The organism is Bacteroides sp. AF29-11 (assembly GCF_003602895.1).
Lineage (GTDB): Bacteria > Bacteroidota > Bacteroidia > Bacteroidales > Bacteroidaceae > Bacteroides > Bacteroides uniformis.
On the sequence record NZ_QTLY01000008.1, the window covers coordinates 140,254 to 160,376 of the forward strand.

General features: G+C 47.2%; 9 protein-coding genes. 6 read left to right on the forward strand and 3 right to left on the reverse strand.

The annotated features are described in order from the left end of the window. Positions 1-13 precede the first annotated feature (13 nt). From DWZ03_RS14620 to DWZ03_RS14630, 3 genes are all read right to left on the reverse strand, one after another. The gene (locus tag DWZ03_RS14620) at positions 14-1,627 is read right to left on the reverse strand and encodes a RagB/SusD family nutrient uptake outer membrane protein (RefSeq protein WP_009036575.1); all 1,614 of its coding nucleotides are present in this window, start codon (positions 1,625-1,627) and stop codon (positions 14-16) included. Between the two features lie 21 nt (positions 1,628-1,648). After that, positions 1,649-4,717, reverse strand: a complete 3,069-nt coding sequence (locus DWZ03_RS14625) for a SusC/RagA family TonB-linked outer membrane protein (protein WP_034528579.1) — start codon at positions 4,715-4,717, stop codon at positions 1,649-1,651. Positions 4,718-4,949: 232 nt separating this feature from the next. Beyond that, a complete protein-coding gene (locus DWZ03_RS14630) occupies positions 4,950-8,897 on the reverse strand; it encodes a two-component regulator propeller domain-containing protein (protein WP_120130376.1) in 3,948 nt (1,315 codons plus the stop codon). A gap of 168 nt (positions 8,898-9,065) precedes the next feature. On the opposite strand from DWZ03_RS14630, the gene DWZ03_RS14635 reads away from it, so the two are divergent. From DWZ03_RS14635 to DWZ03_RS14660, 6 genes are all read left to right on the forward strand, one after another. Beyond that, on the forward strand, positions 9,066-10,070 hold the full coding sequence (locus DWZ03_RS14635; RefSeq protein ID WP_005826336.1) for a LacI family DNA-binding transcriptional regulator: 1,005 nt from the start codon (positions 9,066-9,068) through the stop codon (positions 10,068-10,070). A gap of 19 nt (positions 10,071-10,089) precedes the next feature. Beyond that, positions 10,090-11,457 carry an MFS transporter gene (locus tag DWZ03_RS14640; protein WP_005826335.1) on the forward strand — a complete coding sequence of 456 codons (1,368 nt, stop codon included), beginning with the start codon at positions 10,090-10,092 and terminating at the stop codon, positions 11,455-11,457. A 224-nt stretch (positions 11,458-11,681) separates the two neighbouring features. Beyond that, positions 11,682-14,000 (forward strand): family 65 glycosyl hydrolase domain-containing protein, encoded by a 2,319-nt coding sequence (locus DWZ03_RS14645; RefSeq protein ID WP_117866971.1) that lies wholly within the window; start codon positions 11,682-11,684, stop codon positions 13,998-14,000. 157 nt (positions 14,001-14,157) lie between these two features. After that, positions 14,158-15,210: an efflux RND transporter periplasmic adaptor subunit gene (locus DWZ03_RS14650; protein ID WP_120130313.1), complete on the forward strand. Its 1,053-nt coding sequence runs from the start codon at positions 14,158-14,160 to the stop codon at positions 15,208-15,210. 50 nt (positions 15,211-15,260) lie between these two features. After that, positions 15,261-18,290, forward strand: a complete 3,030-nt coding sequence (locus DWZ03_RS14655; RefSeq protein WP_009036568.1) for an efflux RND transporter permease subunit — start codon at positions 15,261-15,263, stop codon at positions 18,288-18,290. A gap of 34 nt (positions 18,291-18,324) precedes the next feature. Next, positions 18,325-19,599, forward strand: a complete 1,275-nt coding sequence (locus DWZ03_RS14660; RefSeq protein ID WP_087332746.1) for a TolC family protein — start codon at positions 18,325-18,327, stop codon at positions 19,597-19,599. Positions 19,600-20,123: the final 524 nt, after the last annotated feature.

Here is a 20,123-nt window from a genome sequence, read left to right on the forward strand (position 1 = left end):
GTTCTTTTTTTGATTAATAACCCGGATTCTGAATTAAGTTGGAATTGTTCGCCAAATCGTTTTCAGGAAGCGCAAAAATCGCTCTGATATTGCTGAATTGCGCACCTTCATAAGTGCCTCCCATCCATTCCCATTTATAGGATGCCTGACCGGCATATTTATTGAACCGTATCAAATCCATGCGGCGGCGGCCTTCAAACCAGAATTCTCTCGCCCACTCATCACAAATATCATCCAACGTATATAGATTCTTCTGGGCAGCATTGGCACGGGAACGAAGTTCATTGATTTTCTCCTTTGCATCCGTATTAGACCCGTTCAAACGGGTAGAAGCTTCTGCATAAATCAAATAAGCCTCAGCAACACGGAAAAAAGGAAGGTCCGCATTTACATAATCGACCACCTGATTGGATTGTCCATCCGAACGGACATTACGAAACTTCACACATGCAAAACCTGCAGTCGCATCCGTTTCGTCTTTAATGGAAGCGGAAAAGCCGTCACCATAGAAAAGAGCACGGTCATCATTGGCCGGAGCTGTCATTTCCGCAACCGTCTTTCCCGAAGGAGGAGTTGCCGTATAGAACTTGTCAAGCAATTGCTTGCGGACCCGGGCGCACTTTCCCCAGCTGCAATTCGTGCCGGAAGGAATCGTAACATCCATTGTTGAATTATAAGTGGCAAGAACCAGAAAATTCATCCCACCATAGCTTTTTGTAGTAACCCCGTCAAAGAGTATCGGAAAAATGTTTTCATACTGTGCCCCATTCGTATTGTTGTCTGCCAGGAAAAGCATCTGATAGGCGGAATAAACCTCACCAGTCACCGGATTGGTAGCTCCCTCCGTACACAGATGATAATACCCGTTGTTTATCACCTTTTCTGCGTAATCCATGGCATTCTGCCACTGGGCAGTACCGGTATAAACCTCAGCATTCAAGTAGAGACGGGCCAGCAAATTCCATGCAGCTACCTTGTCAACACGCCCATAAGTATTCTGTCCCGGTTCTGCCATATCAGCCTCACACTCTTTCAGTTCTTTCTCAATATAATCGAAATACTGGGTACGTGTATAGCGTTCTGCCAATTCAGAAGAGACTTCTTCCGTAAATGCTGCGTTACCATACAAGTCCATGATGTAATAATACTGTAAAGCACGGATAAAACGGACTTCCGCACGTTGCATGGAAGACGTCCCGCCATCATCCGGAATCTGCTCCAAGAAAAAGTTACACAACGTGACAGTAAAATAAAGACGATAATATAGTCCGATAGAGAATGCGGCACTCGCTCCATAAGAATTGTGGAGCATTTCATCCATACCGGTATCTGTGAGCCATATCCAGTGTGCCTCATCCGTAGTGAGCTCATTCAGGTTCCATGCCATGCGGAAAAACTCTGAACGTCCTTCGTCCATGTCGTCAATATCCGCATTACCGCTCGGGCCGGTCTGTCCGGTCAAACAGAAACTTGCATATATCTTGTTAAAAAGAGCATTTTGATCCAAAGTCATGGTTTGCTGCGGATTGATAGGCTTTACATCCAAATCTCCCACACAAGACGAAAACCCTATCATAAGTGTAAAGGCAGCAACCGGAATTAATGATTTCATATTGTTGAATTTCATACTATTCTTAGTTTTAAAGGATTAAAAATTAAGGCTGAGTCCGAAAATTCCCACCAGAGGACGAGGATAGATACTGCCATCATATCCACCGTTGATTTCAGGATCCAGACCTTTGTACTTGGTTATCGTAAACACATTCTGGGCCGTGAGATAAGCACGCCCGCTGATTTTCTGCCCGAACAATTTGTCGAAAGAATAGCCCAGCGTAATGTTGTCACACTTCAAGAAAGAGGCATTCTGGATGAAATAATCAGAAAGGGCATCCAGGGCATCCACTTTCTTCCAGTTCTTGGCCAGTGACATCTGAGGCACATTGTGCCATGCATTGCCCGAATAAATACCGGTAACCGACAAATCAGAACGGCTACATTCAACAGCATTATAAGCATAATTACCCAGACTAGCACGCAGCGAGAAACTAAAATCCCAATTTTTATAAATCAATTTCGAGGAAAGTCCCATCAATACGTCCGGGTCTGATTTCTTATAGAAATAACGGTCGTTGTCATTGATGATGCCATTATTGTCACGGTCTACGAATTCGCCCTCTATCGGCTGGCCTTTCTCATCATAGACTTGCTGATAGGTGTAGAAGGCAGAGACAGCTTCGCCTACGGAATATCCCTTGATTCCATTGGAACCACTATCACCAACGGCAATTCCTCCATGACGAATGATGTATTTGTCACCTGTACTCTTCACCAGCTCGTCTATTTCATTAGTGTTGTGTGTCAGATTGAATCCCAACTCCCAACGCCAATCCTTCTGCTGAATGGCTCTCCATGTCACTGCAAATTCAAAACCCTTATTATGCAGTGAACCGATATTGCTCGTCACCTTATTCTTGAAATTGGAACCGGCAGCTACATAAACATCATTAATCAAATCCTTCGTCTTGCGATAGTAATAATCAAAATTGGCAGTGATTCTGTTGTCCAGGAATCCCAAATCAACCCCAATGTTATAAGTAGTGGTCTTTTCCCAGGTCAAGTCATTATTATAGGCATCCGGACGGTAAGTGATGCCATTACCCAAAACTGGATAATATGCTCCTTCCGAATTGGGGGTATATGAAGCAAAATAGGTATAATCGCCAATGCCTTCCTGCTGTCCGGTGATACCATAACCTGCACGAAACTTGAAATCGGAAACAGCATCCACATCTTTCAAGAAACCCTCCTCTTTCACCTTCCATGCCAATGCAACGGACGGGAACAATCCCCAACGGTTCTTTTTAGAGAAACGGGAAGAGCCATCATCACGCAAGGTGAAGGTCAGCAGATAACGGTCGAGTAAAGAATAGTTCATACGGCCAAAGAAAGAAACCAGATAGTTCTCCGTCTTGTAGAGTGTATTTTCTGACGGATTATAGATTTCACCGGCATGTTCAAGGTTCGTATCAGGGTAAGTTCCATAATAATAGTAATCTGTCTCTTTGTGGAAATGCTGCCATTCATAACCGGCCATGATATCAAAATGGTGCGCTTTCCCGAAGTCCTTCATGTACTGTGCATACATGTTCAATGACAAATTGTATGTATCTTGTGTATTCCAACCGACACGTCCATAATAATAATTGTCAAGGTCAAAACGGTTGTAATTCTTGTTGGACTTGCCGCTTGCCACATCCATACCACCATTAACATGCAAATGCAAATCCTCGAAACCATGAATCTTATAATCCAGTTCAATGTTCCCCATCAGCACTTTTGACTTTCCTTTATCCGAACGGTTATTCAGCATCCCGACGGGATTGGCCGTAGCCAAAGTATTGATGTTGTATCCCCATTCAGAATCTTTCCAGTCTACTGCTTCGGGCCATTCCCAATATCCACCAAAGTTTTTATCATAAAATTCCGTCCCGCCATAAACCGGCTTGGTAGGGTCCATTGAAGTGGCAGCTCCAATGGCATCGGTATTGGCATAGCTTGTCACAGAATACATGCCCTTTGCGTTGAAGTTAACCTTCAAATGCTCATCAAAAAGAGAAGGGGAAAGATTCACACTGGCCGTATAACGCTCAAAACTTGATGTTTTCAGGATACCTTGCTGATTGGTGTAGCCCAGGGAAACACGATAAGGCATATTTTTCAATCCACCGGAAACAGTGATATTATGGTCGGTACTGACTGCCGTACGATAAATCTCGTCCTGCCAGTCGGTATCGGCAAAAAGATGCTCGCCCTGAGCATTCATATATCCTAATGCCTGATATTCCGCACTCGCCAGAAACTCTTCATCAGAATAACCATATGTGTTCTGTACAAGTTTCATGAACTCTTTGGCATTCAGTACATCCAGTTTGTCCGTAACCATGCTGACGGACACATTACCATTATAAGAAATACGGGGTTTAGAGTTACTCTGTCCTTTCTTAGTAGTAATCAGGATAACGCCATTGGAGGCACGGGAACCATAAATAGCTGTAGCCGAAGCATCTTTCAACACAGTAAAACTCTCTATATCAGCCGGATTCACCAAAGCCAATGGATTGGACATTCCTTGCACTCCATAATTATCCATGGCAAGTCCGTCAATTACAATCAACGGGTCATTACTGGCATTCAATGAAGAACCGCCACGGATACGAATAGTGGCACTGCCACCCGGCTCACCACCATTGTTAACAACACTGACACCGGCAATCTTGCCTTGCATCATGTCTTGGGCAGATGTCGTCAGCCCCTTGTTCATTTCATCCGGTTTAATTGCCGTTACAGACCCGGTCAAATCATTTTTCCTAGCCACACCGTAACCGATGACCACAACCTCATCCAACAATTCACTGTCTTCCTGCAGGGTCACGACTACACTGGAAGCTGCAACCACCTCCTGAGTCTTATAACCGATAAAAGAAACTACCAAAGTAGAACCTTTGGGTACATTCAGTGAAAAATTACCGTCAAGATCGGTGATAGTCCCGTTTGTGGTATTTCCTTTTTCTACTACACTTGCACCTATCACTCCACCCAGGGCATCTTTAACATGCCCTTTCACAGTGATGCTTTGTGCATAAGTGCCTACTGACAAGAATAGCCCTAGGATTAAGGGCAGAATCATCCGATAGATTCTAAGATTAACTTGCTTCATGCATTCAATAAATTAAAGTTAACAATATCAATTATCTGTATATTTGTACGTAAGAAAGTATCTGTAACCAGGAGTCTATTCTTCCGCTATCAAATTCAAGTCTTGCCTTTCACCGGCAAATTTAGAGCAACATCATTTTCCCCGAAAGCAGATATCGGACATAAGAGGATAAAAAAAGGACAAACCCTCACCAGATATATTCTGATGAGGGTTTGTCCTTGTAAAAGCGGCATTATTCTGCCGCGTATTGTTTAGGGGGAAGTCCGAACTCTGCCTGAAAACATTTAGAAAAATAAGAGTGATTGGAAAAGCCTACCATATACATTACCTCTGCCACTGTAAACTTTTTCTGCTGCAACAACATGGCTGCTTTTTTCATGCGGATGGACTTGATATATTCCACAGGGGTCATTCCCGTCAGCTGTTTCAGTTTGCGGTACATCTGCTTGTTGTTGGTCGCCGCCCAGTCACAAAGAGTATTCACATTCAGCTCGGAATCCGAAATATGCTCTTCTATCAAGCGGGTGACATTTGCCAGAAATTTCTCGTCATACGAAACGGCCTCTATCGCTTTCGGAGTAGCAAGTACCTCCATACGCGCCTTGGCCTCATGAGTCTGCTTGCTGGAGAGTAACTGCTCTACCCGCAAGAGCAGGATATCCGGCTCGAAAGGTTTGGCTATGAAGGTATCAACGTGTAACTGTATACTCTCAAGTTCTGTCTCCTTATCACTCTTAGCCGTCAGCAGAATGATCGGGATGGTGGATGTAGGGATATGTTTTTTCAAACGCCGTACCATCTCTAACCCATCCATTACAGGCATCATTACATCCGAAACAATCAAATCGGGCAGCAATTCCATGACAAGCTCCAATCCGGATTTGCCATTTTCTGCCACACGACAGCGATATTTGGCATGCAGAATCTGGTAAATGAATTCCGCCACTTCCGCATTATCATCTACAATCAATACAAGAGGAGCATCCGGTGAAAGAATATCCGGTGATGAATCAGGTACCCCTACCGGAGCTGTCTGCTCTTGATTCACAACCGGCAAAGTCAGGGTTACCGTAGTACCAACATTCTCCTCTGACATCAGCCGAACATTGCCACCATGCAATTCCGTATAGGTTTTCACCAAATAAAGTCCGATTCCAGTTCCCTCATTTTTTCCCGCAGTCTTGGATGATTGGAAGAAACGCTGGAAAATATACGGTTGGTCCTGAACTGGTATTCCGGTACCGGTATCTGCCACAGAAATATACACCTCCCTCCCACCTTCGGGAGCATCCAAAGAAAGAGTAACGGTTCCGCCTTCCGGCGTATATTTTACAGCATTGGAAAGCAGATTATCCAAAACAGACTCCAACTTGATGGCATCCATCTGAATGTATAGTTGTTCCCGATTCGTCCGAAATTCACAAGCGAGCTGTTTTTCCTTCATTTTTCCTTCTGTATAGAGTGCAAGCAAATCACGTGCAAAAGAGACCAGTTCTATCTGTGATAAAATCAATAAAGTCCTATTGCCGCTATCCACCCGGTTCAAGTCCAGCCCTTGATGAATCAATGAATTCAGTTTCATGGCATTGCGCTGAACCAATTCGAGCTGCTTCTTCTCCTGCTGATTCCTAATTTCCGGCAACATCCTGCTGATAGGGGCAATAATCATACTTAAAGGTGTCTTGAGGTCATGGGAAAGATTGGTAAAGAATTCCAGTTTGGCACGCGACTGTTCCAAAATCTTCTCCTTTTCCAAATGTTCCAGCTTCAAGCGGTTTTTCACACGGAAAAAGTGAATGGTCCAAACAATCAAAGCGCAGCATAACAGCATATAAAATGCCTTCGCCCACGAAGTATAGTACCATGGTGGAAGGATATGGACATCCAGACTATATATTTGTTCAAAGGGTTTGCCATAGGAATCCAGCTTACTTGCCATTAACCGATAGTTTCCATAATCCAGATTATTATAAATGATGCGGTTGGTATTGGGAGCCAGAAGAGTCCACTCACGCTCTACCCCTTCCAGACGATATACAATCCTGCTTTTCTCCTCCAGCGAGTAAGGCAAATCCGACAGTTCAAAAGCAAGATTATTCTGGTTGTACTCCAAGTTTATCTGTTCCATAAGACGGATGCTCCGGCAGTTTTTCTCCGAACCGGGCAAATAAAGCCGGTTATTCACATAAAGGGCTGTCAGCAATAACGGGCGTTCCGGATGTTCCGCCAGCAATGCATCCGGGGAGGAAATGGCAAAGCCATCCGCTGTGCCCAAGTATAGTTCACCCTCTTTCCTATCAAAGAACAAGCTGGTAAAACGTTTGTCGGCAATACTCAGGCGTCGCACTTCCAATGTCCGCTGGTCTGCCACCCAAAATCCGTCAGTAGTGGATATCCATATCTTTCCTTCAGCCTCTATCATGGAAAGCACTTCATAATGATTGAAAGCATCGAACGGCAAAACCTTTACCCTATTATCCGAAGGCTCCACACGCATTACTCCACCGGGAAAGCCAATCCAAATACAACCATCCTCGGCACACAAGACAAAATTGGGCCTTTGCCCCTCCTTGAACTCTCCTGAAGCAATATGGGTAATATTATTGGTAGAAGAATTTATTTTCTCAACACTGTTGGCACTACTGAGCAGGGCCAGTGCATTTCCTTCACTGTCGGGAACCATCTGGTTGATGAACATACCCGACAAACCATTGTGTATGGAATAGGTTCCTTCGGCTACATATGGGTGTGTAGAGGCATGCAGCAGTTTATGTTTGTCCACGACAAAAATACCGCCCAAACAAGTAGCTACCCATAACTTTCCATTCTTGTCTTCGAAAAGACCATATGCCCAGTTAGTATTGTAGCGACGGGTACTGTCTACTATACTATAAGGTATAAACTGGCGGCTTTCCTCATCATAGCGGCTGATGCTCCCGTCTGTTGCCACCCAAAGGTATCCGTCCCGGTCTTCATACAACTGTCGTACCCGGTTATGGGTCAAAGGAAAATTCTTATCTCCCATCTTGTACCAGGTAACATCCCTGCCCTTTCCCGGCACCCGGCCTTCCGGCCTTTCCTTCTCAGAAAACGTGAAACGGATAAGTCCATTTGTTCCCCCAAACCAAAAATTACCATGCACATCACGCAACATGGAATAAAACTGGTTTCCTTCCCCCGTCCCGGTAATCCGCGATATGGGAACATAGCGTAATGTCTCTTTACAACGTGCCATGGATATGCCATAGTCCGTCCCCAGCCAGATATTCCGTTCACAATCCGCATAAACAGTCCATACAATGTTGTTGGACAGTGACTGGAGGTTCCGCGAATCATGCACGATATGCTGTAAAGGTGAATCTTCTCCGTATATGTACAGTCCATTGTCTGTCCCCACCAACAATTGCCCATATCCATCCAAAGCCATTGATTTGACAGAATTGTCATGAAAAGCATCAATTCTCTGTATTTGCCCGTCGGCAGGAGTATATTTGAAAAGACATCCTTCCGTACCTATCCAAATACATTTCCTCACCGCATCTTCCAACAAAGAGTTTACAAACAGATTACTTTTATTCCTGCTAGCAGGTAGTTCTATCATTTCAAAACGTCCGGTAACGGATGTATAGCGGCAACAGCCATTATAGGTACCAATGTAAAGCTGATGGTCTGAAGAATGGATAAGAGAGTAAATTGTCTGATGAGGGATACCTTCTTTTACGGAAGAAATCTCACGGGTCTGTGGATGATACGTATACAGCCCGTTCAGTGTGCCCAACCACAGCAACCCATCGTACATCACCAGTGTACGGATGTCCGTCGGAAAATCAATTCCCGGTTCCTCATAAGTATCTGTCCGGTAATTGTATATCAATAACCCGTTGTCTGCTCCCAGATAAAGATAGGTACTGTCTACTACTTCTCCGCAATAAATACGCGTATTGCTACGTTCGCCAAAAATGAAATGCGGTTGGGTGGAATAGCCGTCATAGCTGAACAGACCTTTATCCGAACCTATCCATATCAGTCCTTGTGTATCTTGCAGAAAACAGCTGATGACAGATGCCTCTGTCCCTAAACTGATATTCTGAAACAACCGGTAATCGGGCTTCTGTGCCCACATATGGCAAGGAAGGACAGTCTGTAAAAGTATAAAAACAAAAAGAATATATTTGTACATACTCAAGGTTATATTCATTAAAGGTCCGGACAAAGATAAGAAACCGCAATCGTTTGCACAAACTTACAACCCGATAAACCTCAACGAATAAGCACAATTTACCATATTACGTTATTTTTGCAATCGGATTAGGGAAGTTTACCTTATCTTTGTCCTCAAAACTATACCATGAATAAACCGCAGATTACCATCAAGGATATTGCCCGGGCGCTGAATGTCTCCCCTTCCACCGTGTCAAGAGCGCTGAAAGACAATCCGGACATCAGCAAGGAAACTCGTGACCTTGTCCATGCCTATGCGCGCGAACATAACTACAAGCCCAATGTACTGGCCGTAAATCTCCGCGCAAGCCGCAGCAATACCATCGGCGTCATTGTCCCCCAACTGGTACACCACTTCTTTTCCTGCGTATTGAGCGGAATTGAGAAAGCGGCGGCAAATGCCGGATATAATATCATAGTGGCGCAGAGCAGCGAATCGTACGAGCAGGAAGTGAAGATTGTGCATTCTTTCCTTGCCGCCCGTGTCTGCGGAGTCATCGCTTCACTTGCCAAGGACACTTCCCAATACGACCATTACCAGGAGCTACTGAACAACGATATTCCCATCGTCTTTTACGATCGTATCTGCACGGGGCTGAAAACCGAGCGAGTGGTGGTGGACGATTATGCCGGCTCCTTTGCCGCCGTGGAATACATGATACAGACCGGATGCAAGCGTATCCTTTTCTATGGTGCGGCTCCCCACCTGGAGATTACCAAAAATCGCCGGAACGGCTACCTGGATGCCATGAAGAAGTATAAAATTCCGGTGGACGACAGCATGATTCTGTTGTGCGACACCCGTGAACGTGCCATCTCCATCACTCCCGACCTGCTGGAAAGCGAAGACCGCCCTGACGGTTTCTTTGCCATCAACGACGAGACAGCTTCGGGCATACTGTATGCCTGCAAACTGGTCGGCGTAAAAGTTCCCGATGAAGTATCCATCTGCGGATTCACCGACGGAGCCATTGCGCAAAGCACCGACCCGAAGCTGACTACCGTGGAGCAGCATGGCGAGGAAGTAGGTAAAAGCGCTTTCAGCATTCTGACCGGAAAGCTGGAGGGAGAAGAGAAAAGCAACAACAAGATAGTACGTACCAATCTGGTGATAAGAGGAACTACGAAATAATAAAACATATTAAACCATCATGAAAGTAAAACCCGATTTAAGTTTCTGGAAGCTGTGGAACATCAGCTTTGGTTTTTTCGGCGTACAGATTGCATATGCTTTGCAGAGTGCAAACATCAGCCGTATCTTTTCCACTTTGGGTGCAGACCCGCATAATTTGAGTTATTTCTGGATATTACCGCCGTTGGCAGGTATCATTGTACAACCCATTGTGGGAGCCGCCAGTGACAAGACCTGGACACGCTTCGGACGGCGCATCCCTTATCTGTTTATAGGTTCGTTGGTGGCCGTACTCGTCATGTGCCTGCTACCCAATGCCGGAAGCTTCGGCATGGCAGTAAGTACAGCCATGATTTTCGGACTGGTATCGCTGATGTTCCTCGACACCTCCATCAATATGGCCATGCAACCCTTCAAAATGATGGTGGGTGACATGGTGAATGAGAAACAAAAAGGGCTCGCCTACTCCATCCAGAGTTTTCTCTGCAATGCAGGCAGCCTGGTAGGCTATCTCTTCCCGTTCATCTTTGCATGGATTGGCATCAGCAATACAGCTCCCCAAGGAGTAATCCCCGACTCGGTGATTTACTCATTCTACATCGGAGCAGCCATCCTTATCTTCTGCGTTATCTACACTTCGGTCAAAGTAAAAGAGATGCCGCCTGCCGAATATGCAGAGTATCACGGCATCACCGAAGAAGAGGAACATGAAAAGACCAACATGCTGAAGCTGCTCATCAAGGCTCCGAAAGCATTCTGGACTATCGGACTGGTACAATTCTTCTGCTGGTTTGCCTTTATGTTCATGTGGACCTATACCAACGGCAGCATCGCTGCCAATGCTTTTGACGCTCCTACAGTAGAGCACCTGGTAGATGGTGTGACCAAAGTAGTACTCGACACCAAGAGCCTGCAATATCAGAATGCCGCCGACTGGGTAGGCGTACTGTTTGCCGTGCAAGCCATCGGCTCTGTGCTTTGGGCCATCTGCATACCGATGTTCAAGGACCGCCGCCGCGTCTACTCACTCAGCCTTGTTCTGGGAGGTATAGGTTTCATTTCCACCTATTTTATGCACAATCCGTATATGTTGTTCATTTCCTTCCTGCTGATAGGTTGTGCATGGGCTGCCATGCTGGCACTGCCGTTCACCATCTTGACCAATGCACTGAGCGGAGGACATATGGGTACCTACTTAGGTCTTTTCAATGGTACCATCTGTATTCCACAGATTATTGCGGCAGCTTTGGGCGGCAGTATTCTGTCCTTGTTTACTCCCAAAGGAGTACTGCCCCCCGAAATCAATATGCTTGTATTGGCAGGAGTGATGCTGATAATAGGTGCTTTCTGTGTATATTTAATTAAAGAGACTAAGGGAGAGAAATAGAACCAAGCTCCTACTTCTGCACACAGATGACACAGATAAGGCAGATGAACATGGATTATTAGACAAACTTATCCATGTTCATCTGCCTTATCTGTGTCATCTGTGTGCTATATTATCTTTTTTAATCCCCTCCCTTCCCCTTTCACTATTTTTGTCCTCACTCTTCTCTTTTATTTCCGCATATTGCGTATCTTTACGGCGATAACTACAGAAAACACGTCGCCATGAAAAAATACCTCAAGACCGATGAATGGAACATCATCGAAGACCAATTCCACCCCGACCGTCAACGGATGTCGGAAAGTATATTCAGCCTCGGAAACGGACGTTTCGGGCAACGAGGGTATTTTGAGGAGCCTTACAGCAGTGACAGTTACCGTGGTTCATTTGTGGCCGGCATCACTTTCCTGGACAAAACCCGCGTAGGATGGTGGAAGAACGGATTTCCACCATATTACACCCGTATACCCAAGGCTGCCGACTGGAGCCGCATCAACCTGCGCCTCATCGATGAGGAACTCGATTTGGCAGGCTGGGATGTCGACAGCTTCAACCGCCGCCTGGATATGAAGGAAGGTATCTCCTACCGGGACATGGAGGTGACGTCTCCTCGTGGAAACCAGCTCCGCATCCATGTAGAGCATATCACAAATATGGCAAGACCCAACCTCTGTCTCATCAAGTACAGCGTGTCTTCCATCAACTATACCGGCAGAATCTCACTCGTGCCCATCCTTGACGGGAATATAGTAGACGATGCCGACCTGCCAAACCTGAAAATATGGAACATACTGCGTTCCGGTTCTACCAGCAGCTGTGCCTATCTCTGGACACAGACCCGCCGGGAAGATGCACAAGTGTGCTACGCCATGACTTACCAATTCTTCAAAAACAACAAGGAAACCACTGCCAACCCCATACGGATAGAAAAGGAAAAGCAGACCGGTTTCAGCGTAGGTGCCGACGTAAAACCCGGAGACAACGTGACACTCATCAAATACACCGCCATCGCTTCTTCTCTTTACCACGAACGGAGTGAATTGGTGGAGCACTCCATGACCGAGGCACGCGAAGCCAAGAGCATAGGCTGGAATACGCTGGTAGAAGAGCATCGAAGGGCCTGGCAGGAAATCTGGGACGAAACGGATGTCGTCATCGAAGGGGACCCGGAAGCGCAACAAGGTATCCGGTACAACATATTCCAGCTGTATCAGACTTACCGGGGAGATGATCCGCGCCTGAACATCGGCCCCAAAGGATTCACCGGAGAAAAATATGGCGGAAATACTTATTGGAACACGGAACTGTGTTGTGTACCGTTTTTTCTGCTCTCCACTCCCAAAGAGATTGCAAAGAACTTGCTGGCATATCGGTACAACCAGCTTCCCAAAGCCATCGAAAACGCCCGTAAACTGGGTTTCAAGGACGGTGCAGCGTTGTTTCCGCAGGTAACCAACAATGGAGAGGAATGCCACAGTGAGTGGGAAATAACCTTCGAGGAAATCCACCGTAACAATATCATTGTCTATGCCATCGTTCAGCATGCAGCGCTGACGGGCAATATGGACTATATCGCTAAATATGGCCTGGAAGTAATGATTGCCGTCAGCCGTTTCTGGAGCCAACGGGTATCCTTCTCCCAACCCAAACAGAAATATGTCATACTGGGGGTTACCGGCCCGGATGAATACGAAAACAATGTGGACAACAACTGGTACACTAACTATTCCTGTATACAGTGCCTCAAGATGACCCTCCGTTTTCTGGAAATGGTGGCACAGCAATATCCAGATGAATATGCCCACATACGCCGCATCACCAATCTCGACCAAGTGAAGGAAAGTGCCCGGTGGAGAGACATCATCGAACACATGTATCTGCCGGAAGACAAGGAACGGGGTATTTTTATCCAAAATGACGGCTATATGGATAAAGTACTGGAAAGTACAGATAACATTCCTGCCGAAGAACGCCCCATCAACCAACATTGGTCATGGGACCGCATTCTGCGCTCTTGCTACATCAAGCAGAGTGACGTGTTGCTCGGACTTTACCTCTATTATTTCTATTTTGACACGGAAACCGTCCGCCGCAATTTCGAGTTCTATGAGCCGATGACCGTACACGAATCCTCCCTTTCTCCCCACATCCATTCCATCCTGGCTGCACGCATCGGCAAAGTGGAAAAAGCTTACCAGCTTTTCCTGCATGCCACACGGCTTGACCTGGACGACTACAACAACGAAGCAGACCAAGGTCTGCACATAACCAGTATGCCCGGCAGCTGGCTGGCCATTGTACGCGGATTTGCAGGTATGCAGGTGCTGAAGGAGACGTTGTGTTTCTCCCCTGTCATACCGCAAAAATGGGACAGCTATTCATTCAAGGTGAATTATCTGAAAAACACACTTCACATACGGGTAGGAAAAGAAATCGAAATCTCGCTTACAGCAGGCAGCAAAGTGGACATACAAGTCTACGGACACCCATATACGCTGGAACGGGGGACGGAATTGAAAATTAATATGCCAATGTGCCAATGACCTGCGGCGTGATAGCGCAGCATAAACATTGCGCAGCCAATTAGCACATTGGCACATTAAATCATCATTTATCCTATAACCGGGAGAACATTTGGTTGTTTTCCCGGTTTTATGTTTTTATATATACCTGAACGAATAACTATATACTTGTTTACCAATGAAAAAAATGTTTCTTTTCGCCCTGGTCATGGCGTTGCTCATCACGTCGTGCGGGCAAAAACAAAAGGGTAGCAATACCCTTATCCGACCGGTGAAGACTGCGCAAGTCAGTTCACAGTCGGTTATCCGCAAAGACTTCTCCGGAATAGTGGAAGCCGTGGAATATGTGAGACTTGCCTTCCGCGTCAGCGGACAAATCATCAGCCTCCCGGTTGTAGAGGGACAGCGGGTAAAAAAGGGGCAACTGATTGCCGCCATCGACCCACGCGACATCTCCCTGCAATATGCAGCCGACAAGGCTGCCTACGAAACAGCTGCCGCACAAGTGGAACGTAACAAACGGCTGCTTGGCCGCCAGGCTATCTCCGTGCAGGAATACGAAATCAGCGTAGCCAACTATCAGAAAGCAAAATCCACTTACGAGTTGTCCGGCAACAATATGCGGGATACGCGGCTGACAGCCCCTTTCGAGGGTTCCATCGAAAAACGGCTGGTAGAGAACTATCAGCGTGTCAATGCAGGAGAAGGGGTTGTACAGCTGGTAAATACACAGAAGCTACGAATCAAGTTCACCGTACCGGATGATTATCTCTATCTGCTCCGTGCCAAGGACGTAAAGTTCAAGGTGGTGTTCGACAGCTACCCCACAGAGGCTTTCGATGCCAGACTGGAAGAGTATCTTGACATCTCCACAGCAGGGACGGGTATTCCGGTGACAATAACAATTGACGACCCGCACTTTGACCGTACACGTTATGACGTAAAACCGGGATTCACATGCAAAATAAAGCTGGCATCGGATGTCGCTCCCTTTCTGGAAGAAAAGCTGATGAATGTACCGTTAAGCGCCGTATTTGGCGACAGTGAAAACCGGAAAACGTATGTATGGGGGGTGGAAGGTAATAAAGTCAGTCGCCGCGAAGTGACCGTTTATTCTCCAACGGGAGAGGCAAACCTGCTTATTTCTAAAGGGTTGGAACCGGGAGAAACCGTTGTGACGGCCGGAGTATACCAGCTGACAGAAGGAGAAGCAATAAAGGTACTAATGTGATTAATCACATTGGCACATTACATTCCCCATTTATCTAAAAAATATTCATTATGAATCTAGCCCAATATTCATTAGACAACACGAAGATAGTCTACTTCTTTCTGGCTGTGCTGCTTATCGGCGGTATACTGTCATTCGGCAGGTTGGGAAAGAAGGAAGACGCACCTTTCGTCATCAAGTCGGCAGTCATCATGACACGCTACCCGGGAGCGGAGCCGGCAGAAGTGGAACGGCTCGTCACCGAACCCATCTCCCGAGAAATACAGTCGATGAGCGGCGTCTACAAGATAAAGTCAGAGTCTATGTACGGACTCTCCAAGATAACCTTCGAACTGCAACCGTCACTCTCTGCCGCATCCATTCCGCAGAAGTGGGACGAACTGCGGCGTAAAGTGCTCAATATACAGCCCCAACTGCCCGCAGGCTCTTCTGTACCGACCGTCTCGGATGATTTTGGAGACGTTTTCGGCATCTATTACGGCCTGGTGGGTGACGACGGTTTCTCTTATGAAGAAATGAGAAACTGGGCGGAACGAATCAAGACACAAGTCATCACGGCAGACGGTGTGATGAAGGTAGCCCTTTTCGGTACACAGACAGAGGTCATCCATATATTCATCTCCGTAAACAAGCTGGCAGGAATGGGTATCGACCCCAAGCAGCTGGCCAGCCTGCTACAATCGCAGAACCAGATTATCAATACGGGTGAAATCAGCGCCGGAGAACAACAGTTACGCATTGTGGCCAACGGTACCTACACGACTGTCGATGATATCCGCAACCAGGTTATCACTACCTCCGGCGGACAAGTCAAGCTGGGTGACATCGCCATCATTGAAAAGGGATACATGGAACCTCCCGGCAATATCATGCACGTCAACGGAAAGCGCGCCATCGGTATCGGCATCTCCACCGACCCGACAAAGGATGTGGTAAAAACCGGTGAACTGGTAGACCGGAGGCTTGCCGAACTCATGCCCCTCATCCCCGTGGGGCTGGAACTGGAAAGTCTGTATCCCGAAAACGTGATTGCCAAAGAAGCCAACAACGGGTTCATCATCAATCTGATAGAATCCATCCTGATTGTGATTGTAATCATCATGCTGGTGATGGGCATGCGTGCAGGAGTACTGATTGGCTCTTCCCTTATATTCTCTATCGGAGGCACACTGCTCATTATGTCGTTTCTTGGCGTAGGTCTGAACCGGACCTCCCTCGCCGGATTCATCATAGCCATGGGAATGCTGGTGGACAATGCCATCGTGGTGACAGATAATGCCCAAATTGCCATTGCCCGCGGCATCGACCGCCGAAAAGCGCTGATAGACGGTGCCACCGGTCCCCAATGGGGATTGCTGGGAGCAACGTTCATTGCCATCTGTTCGTTTCTGCCACTGTATCTGGCTCCCTCTTCCGTAGCCGAAATCGTGAAACCGCTATTCGTAGTGTTGGCCATTTCCCTGGGATTAAGTTGGGTGCTGGCGTTGACACAAACCACTACATTTGGCAACTTCATACTGAAAGCAAAGGCTAAAGATGGTAGCAAGGACCCATACGACAAGCCTTTCTACCATAAATTCGCCTCCATCCTCAGCACACTGATACGCAAGAAGGCGTTGACCCTTGGAAGCATTACAGCACTGTTCATCCTCTCCCTCATCGTCATGGGGCTGATGCCCCAGAACTTCTTCCCTTCTCTGGACAAGCCCTACTTTCGGGCAGATGTATTCTATCCGGACGGGTACAGCATCCGCGAAGTAGAAACCGAAATGAAAAAGGTGGAAGCGCATCTGATGCAGCAGCCGGAAGTGAAACGGGTATCCGTCACATTCGGCAGCACACCGTTGCGTTACTATCTGGCCTCCACTTCCGTCGGTCCCAAACCTAACTTCGCCAATATCCTGGTGGAAGTAACGGACAGCAAATATACCAAGAAGCAGGAAGAGAACCTTGATGCCTACATGAAGGCCAACTATCCCAATGCCATCACCCGTACCATGTTGTTCAAACTCTCTCCTGCTGTAGATGCCGCCATTGAAATCGGGTTCATCGGCAATAACACGGATACGCTGGTCATGTTGACCAACAAGGCTCTGGACATCATGCACCGTGACGGCGAACTTATCAACGTGCGCAACTCCTGGGGCAATAAGATACCGGTATGGCATCCCGTTTACAGTCAGGAGCGTGCACAACCGTTGGGTATCTCCCGTCAAAGCATGGCACAGAGTATCCAGATCGGTACGAACGGCATGACACTTGGGGAATACAGGGAAGGAGACCAGGTACTTCCCGTTCTGTTGAAGGATAAAACTATCGACTCTTTCCGCATCAACGACTTGCGTACACTCCCCGTATTCGGCACTGCACGCGAAACAACCACTCTGGAACAAGTCGTCAGCCGGTTCGACTTCCAGTACAAGTTCTCCAATGTGAAAGACTACAACCGGCAGATGGTGATGATGGCGCAGGCCGACCCACGCCGCGGTGTGAATGCCATTGCCGCCTTCAACCGTATATGGAAGCAAGTGCAAGAAGAGATTGATGTGCCCGAAGGTTACACCATGAAATACTTCGGAGAGCAGGAAAGCCAGGCAGAAAGCAATGCCGCACTGGCAGCTAACCTGCCGCTGACATTCTTCCTTATGTTCGTCACCTTGCTGTTTCTGTTCCGCAGCTACCGGAAGCCGATTGTTATCCTGCTGATGCTGCCGCTTATCTTTATAGGTATTGTACTGGGACTGGTGGTATTGGGGAAATCATTCGACTTCTTCTCCATCCTCGGCTTGCTGGGGCTGATTGGAATGAATATCAAGAATGCCATCGTGCTGGTGGACCAGATTGATACGGAAACCGCTGCCGGAAAAGCACCGCGTGAAGCCGTTATCAGTGCAACGACCACCCGTATTGTCCCGGTGGCTATGGCATCGGGTACCACTATCCTGGGAATGTTGCCGTTATTGTTCGACGCCATGTTCGGCGGCATGGCGGCAACCATCATGGGTGGTTTGCTGGTAGCCTCGGCATTGACACTATTCGTGCTGCCGGTGGCTTATTGCGCCATTCATAAAATCAAGTGAGAGAACATTCAACAATTTACAGTTTACCAATTGAATGATGAAAACAAATATACTTATTCTATCATTACTGTGCTCAGGACTGAATGCCGGGGCACAACAAGCATATCTGAGCCGCGAAGAATACCGCGACAAGGTAGAAGCATACAGCCAGATTCTGAAACAACAGCATCTGAAAACATTCGCCAGTACCGAGGCACGCAAGATTGCCTCCACCGGTTTCCTGCCCCAGATTGACATCACTGCCGAGGGTACCGCCAATCTCAATCATCTGGACCAATGGAACAGTCCGAAAGGAGACTACCACCCTTATACCTATCAGGCACTTGCCACCTTGACGCAGCCGCTTTATACCGGAGGTTCCCTAATAGCCCAAAAGAAAGTGGCGCAAGCCGAAGAGGCACTGGACCAACTTACCACAGAGCTGACCCTCGACCAGATACACTATCAAAGTGACGCCGTCTATTGGAATGCCTCTGCCGCCCGTGCCGGTCTGAAAGCCGCGGCTACCTTTCAGGATATTGTACAACAGCAGTACGACATCATCCAAGACCGCTTTGATGACGGTGCCATCAGCCGCACAGACTTGCTGATGATTTCCACCCGACGTAAGGAAGCCGAATTGCAGTACATCAAGGCACGCCAAAACCATACCCTTGCCCTGCAAAAACTGAATATCCTTATGGGCTCGGAACCGGACGCTCCCATAGACAGCATAGCCGAAATAGATATACCGACTGCCTCCATCATACCTCTGGGCCTGGACGATGTGCTGCTTCGCCGGGCAGAATATGCCAGTACCTCCGTGAACATCGCCCGCAGTGAAGCGCAACGGCATGCCGCCCTCAGCCGCTACAACCCACAAGTCAACATGTTCCTCGCTACCGGTTGGGATACGGGAATCACCTATATGGGGCAGGATGTACCTCATACTCCCGTCGTAGGAGTCAATGTCAGCATCCCCATCTTCCGTTGGGGAGCCCGCTTCAAGACAAACCGCCAACAGAAAGCCTATATCGGCATACAGAAGCTGCAACAAAGCTATGTAACGGACAATATTCTGGAAGAGCTCTCCGCAGCCACCACAAAACTGACGGAAACTGAACAGCAAGTCAAGACGGCCCAGGAGAATATGATACTCGCCGAAGAGAATCTGGGCCTTGTCACCTTCTCTTATAATGAAGGAAAAGCCAGCATGGCAGATGTGTTGTCCGCACAACTCTCGTGGACGCAGGCACACACCAACCTGATTGATGCGTATCTGGCGGAGAAGATGGCGATGGCTGAATATTGGAAGGTGGTTAGTGAATGAAATGCCCCTCAAAGAAAAACATACAAAAAACTCCGGCATAGCTTTACAAAGCCATACCAGAGTTTCTTTATATTTGTGATAGTTTTGGGAATTTTATTTGACTATCAACGAATTATATTCAACTCGCATGAGAACGGGCAACGGATAAGAAAATGCCAGACTGTTCAGAATCACTATATTCCTCATGCTTTCAAATAACTCTTTATCTTGATGCAAAGATAGCATTTTTTCCGAGAATACCGGAATTTTCCGGGCATAATCTCGTTATAAATCTATGAAATAATCCATATCGGACAGAACAGCCATACCGCAGCCGAGTCCCCCTAACTCACAGGCAAAGGTAATCCGTGTCCTGCTCGTACAATGCAAGGTCAAGCCCTCCGGGTGTCGTGGAAAAATCATCCTCGCCCGGAGGGCTTTCGGTATTTTTCCCGCCAACCTTGCATGTACGGGACACGACCTTTTATAGCCTGTAGTTACGGGAACTCCGGCCCCGAAAAGCCGGACTAACAAAAATCAATTGT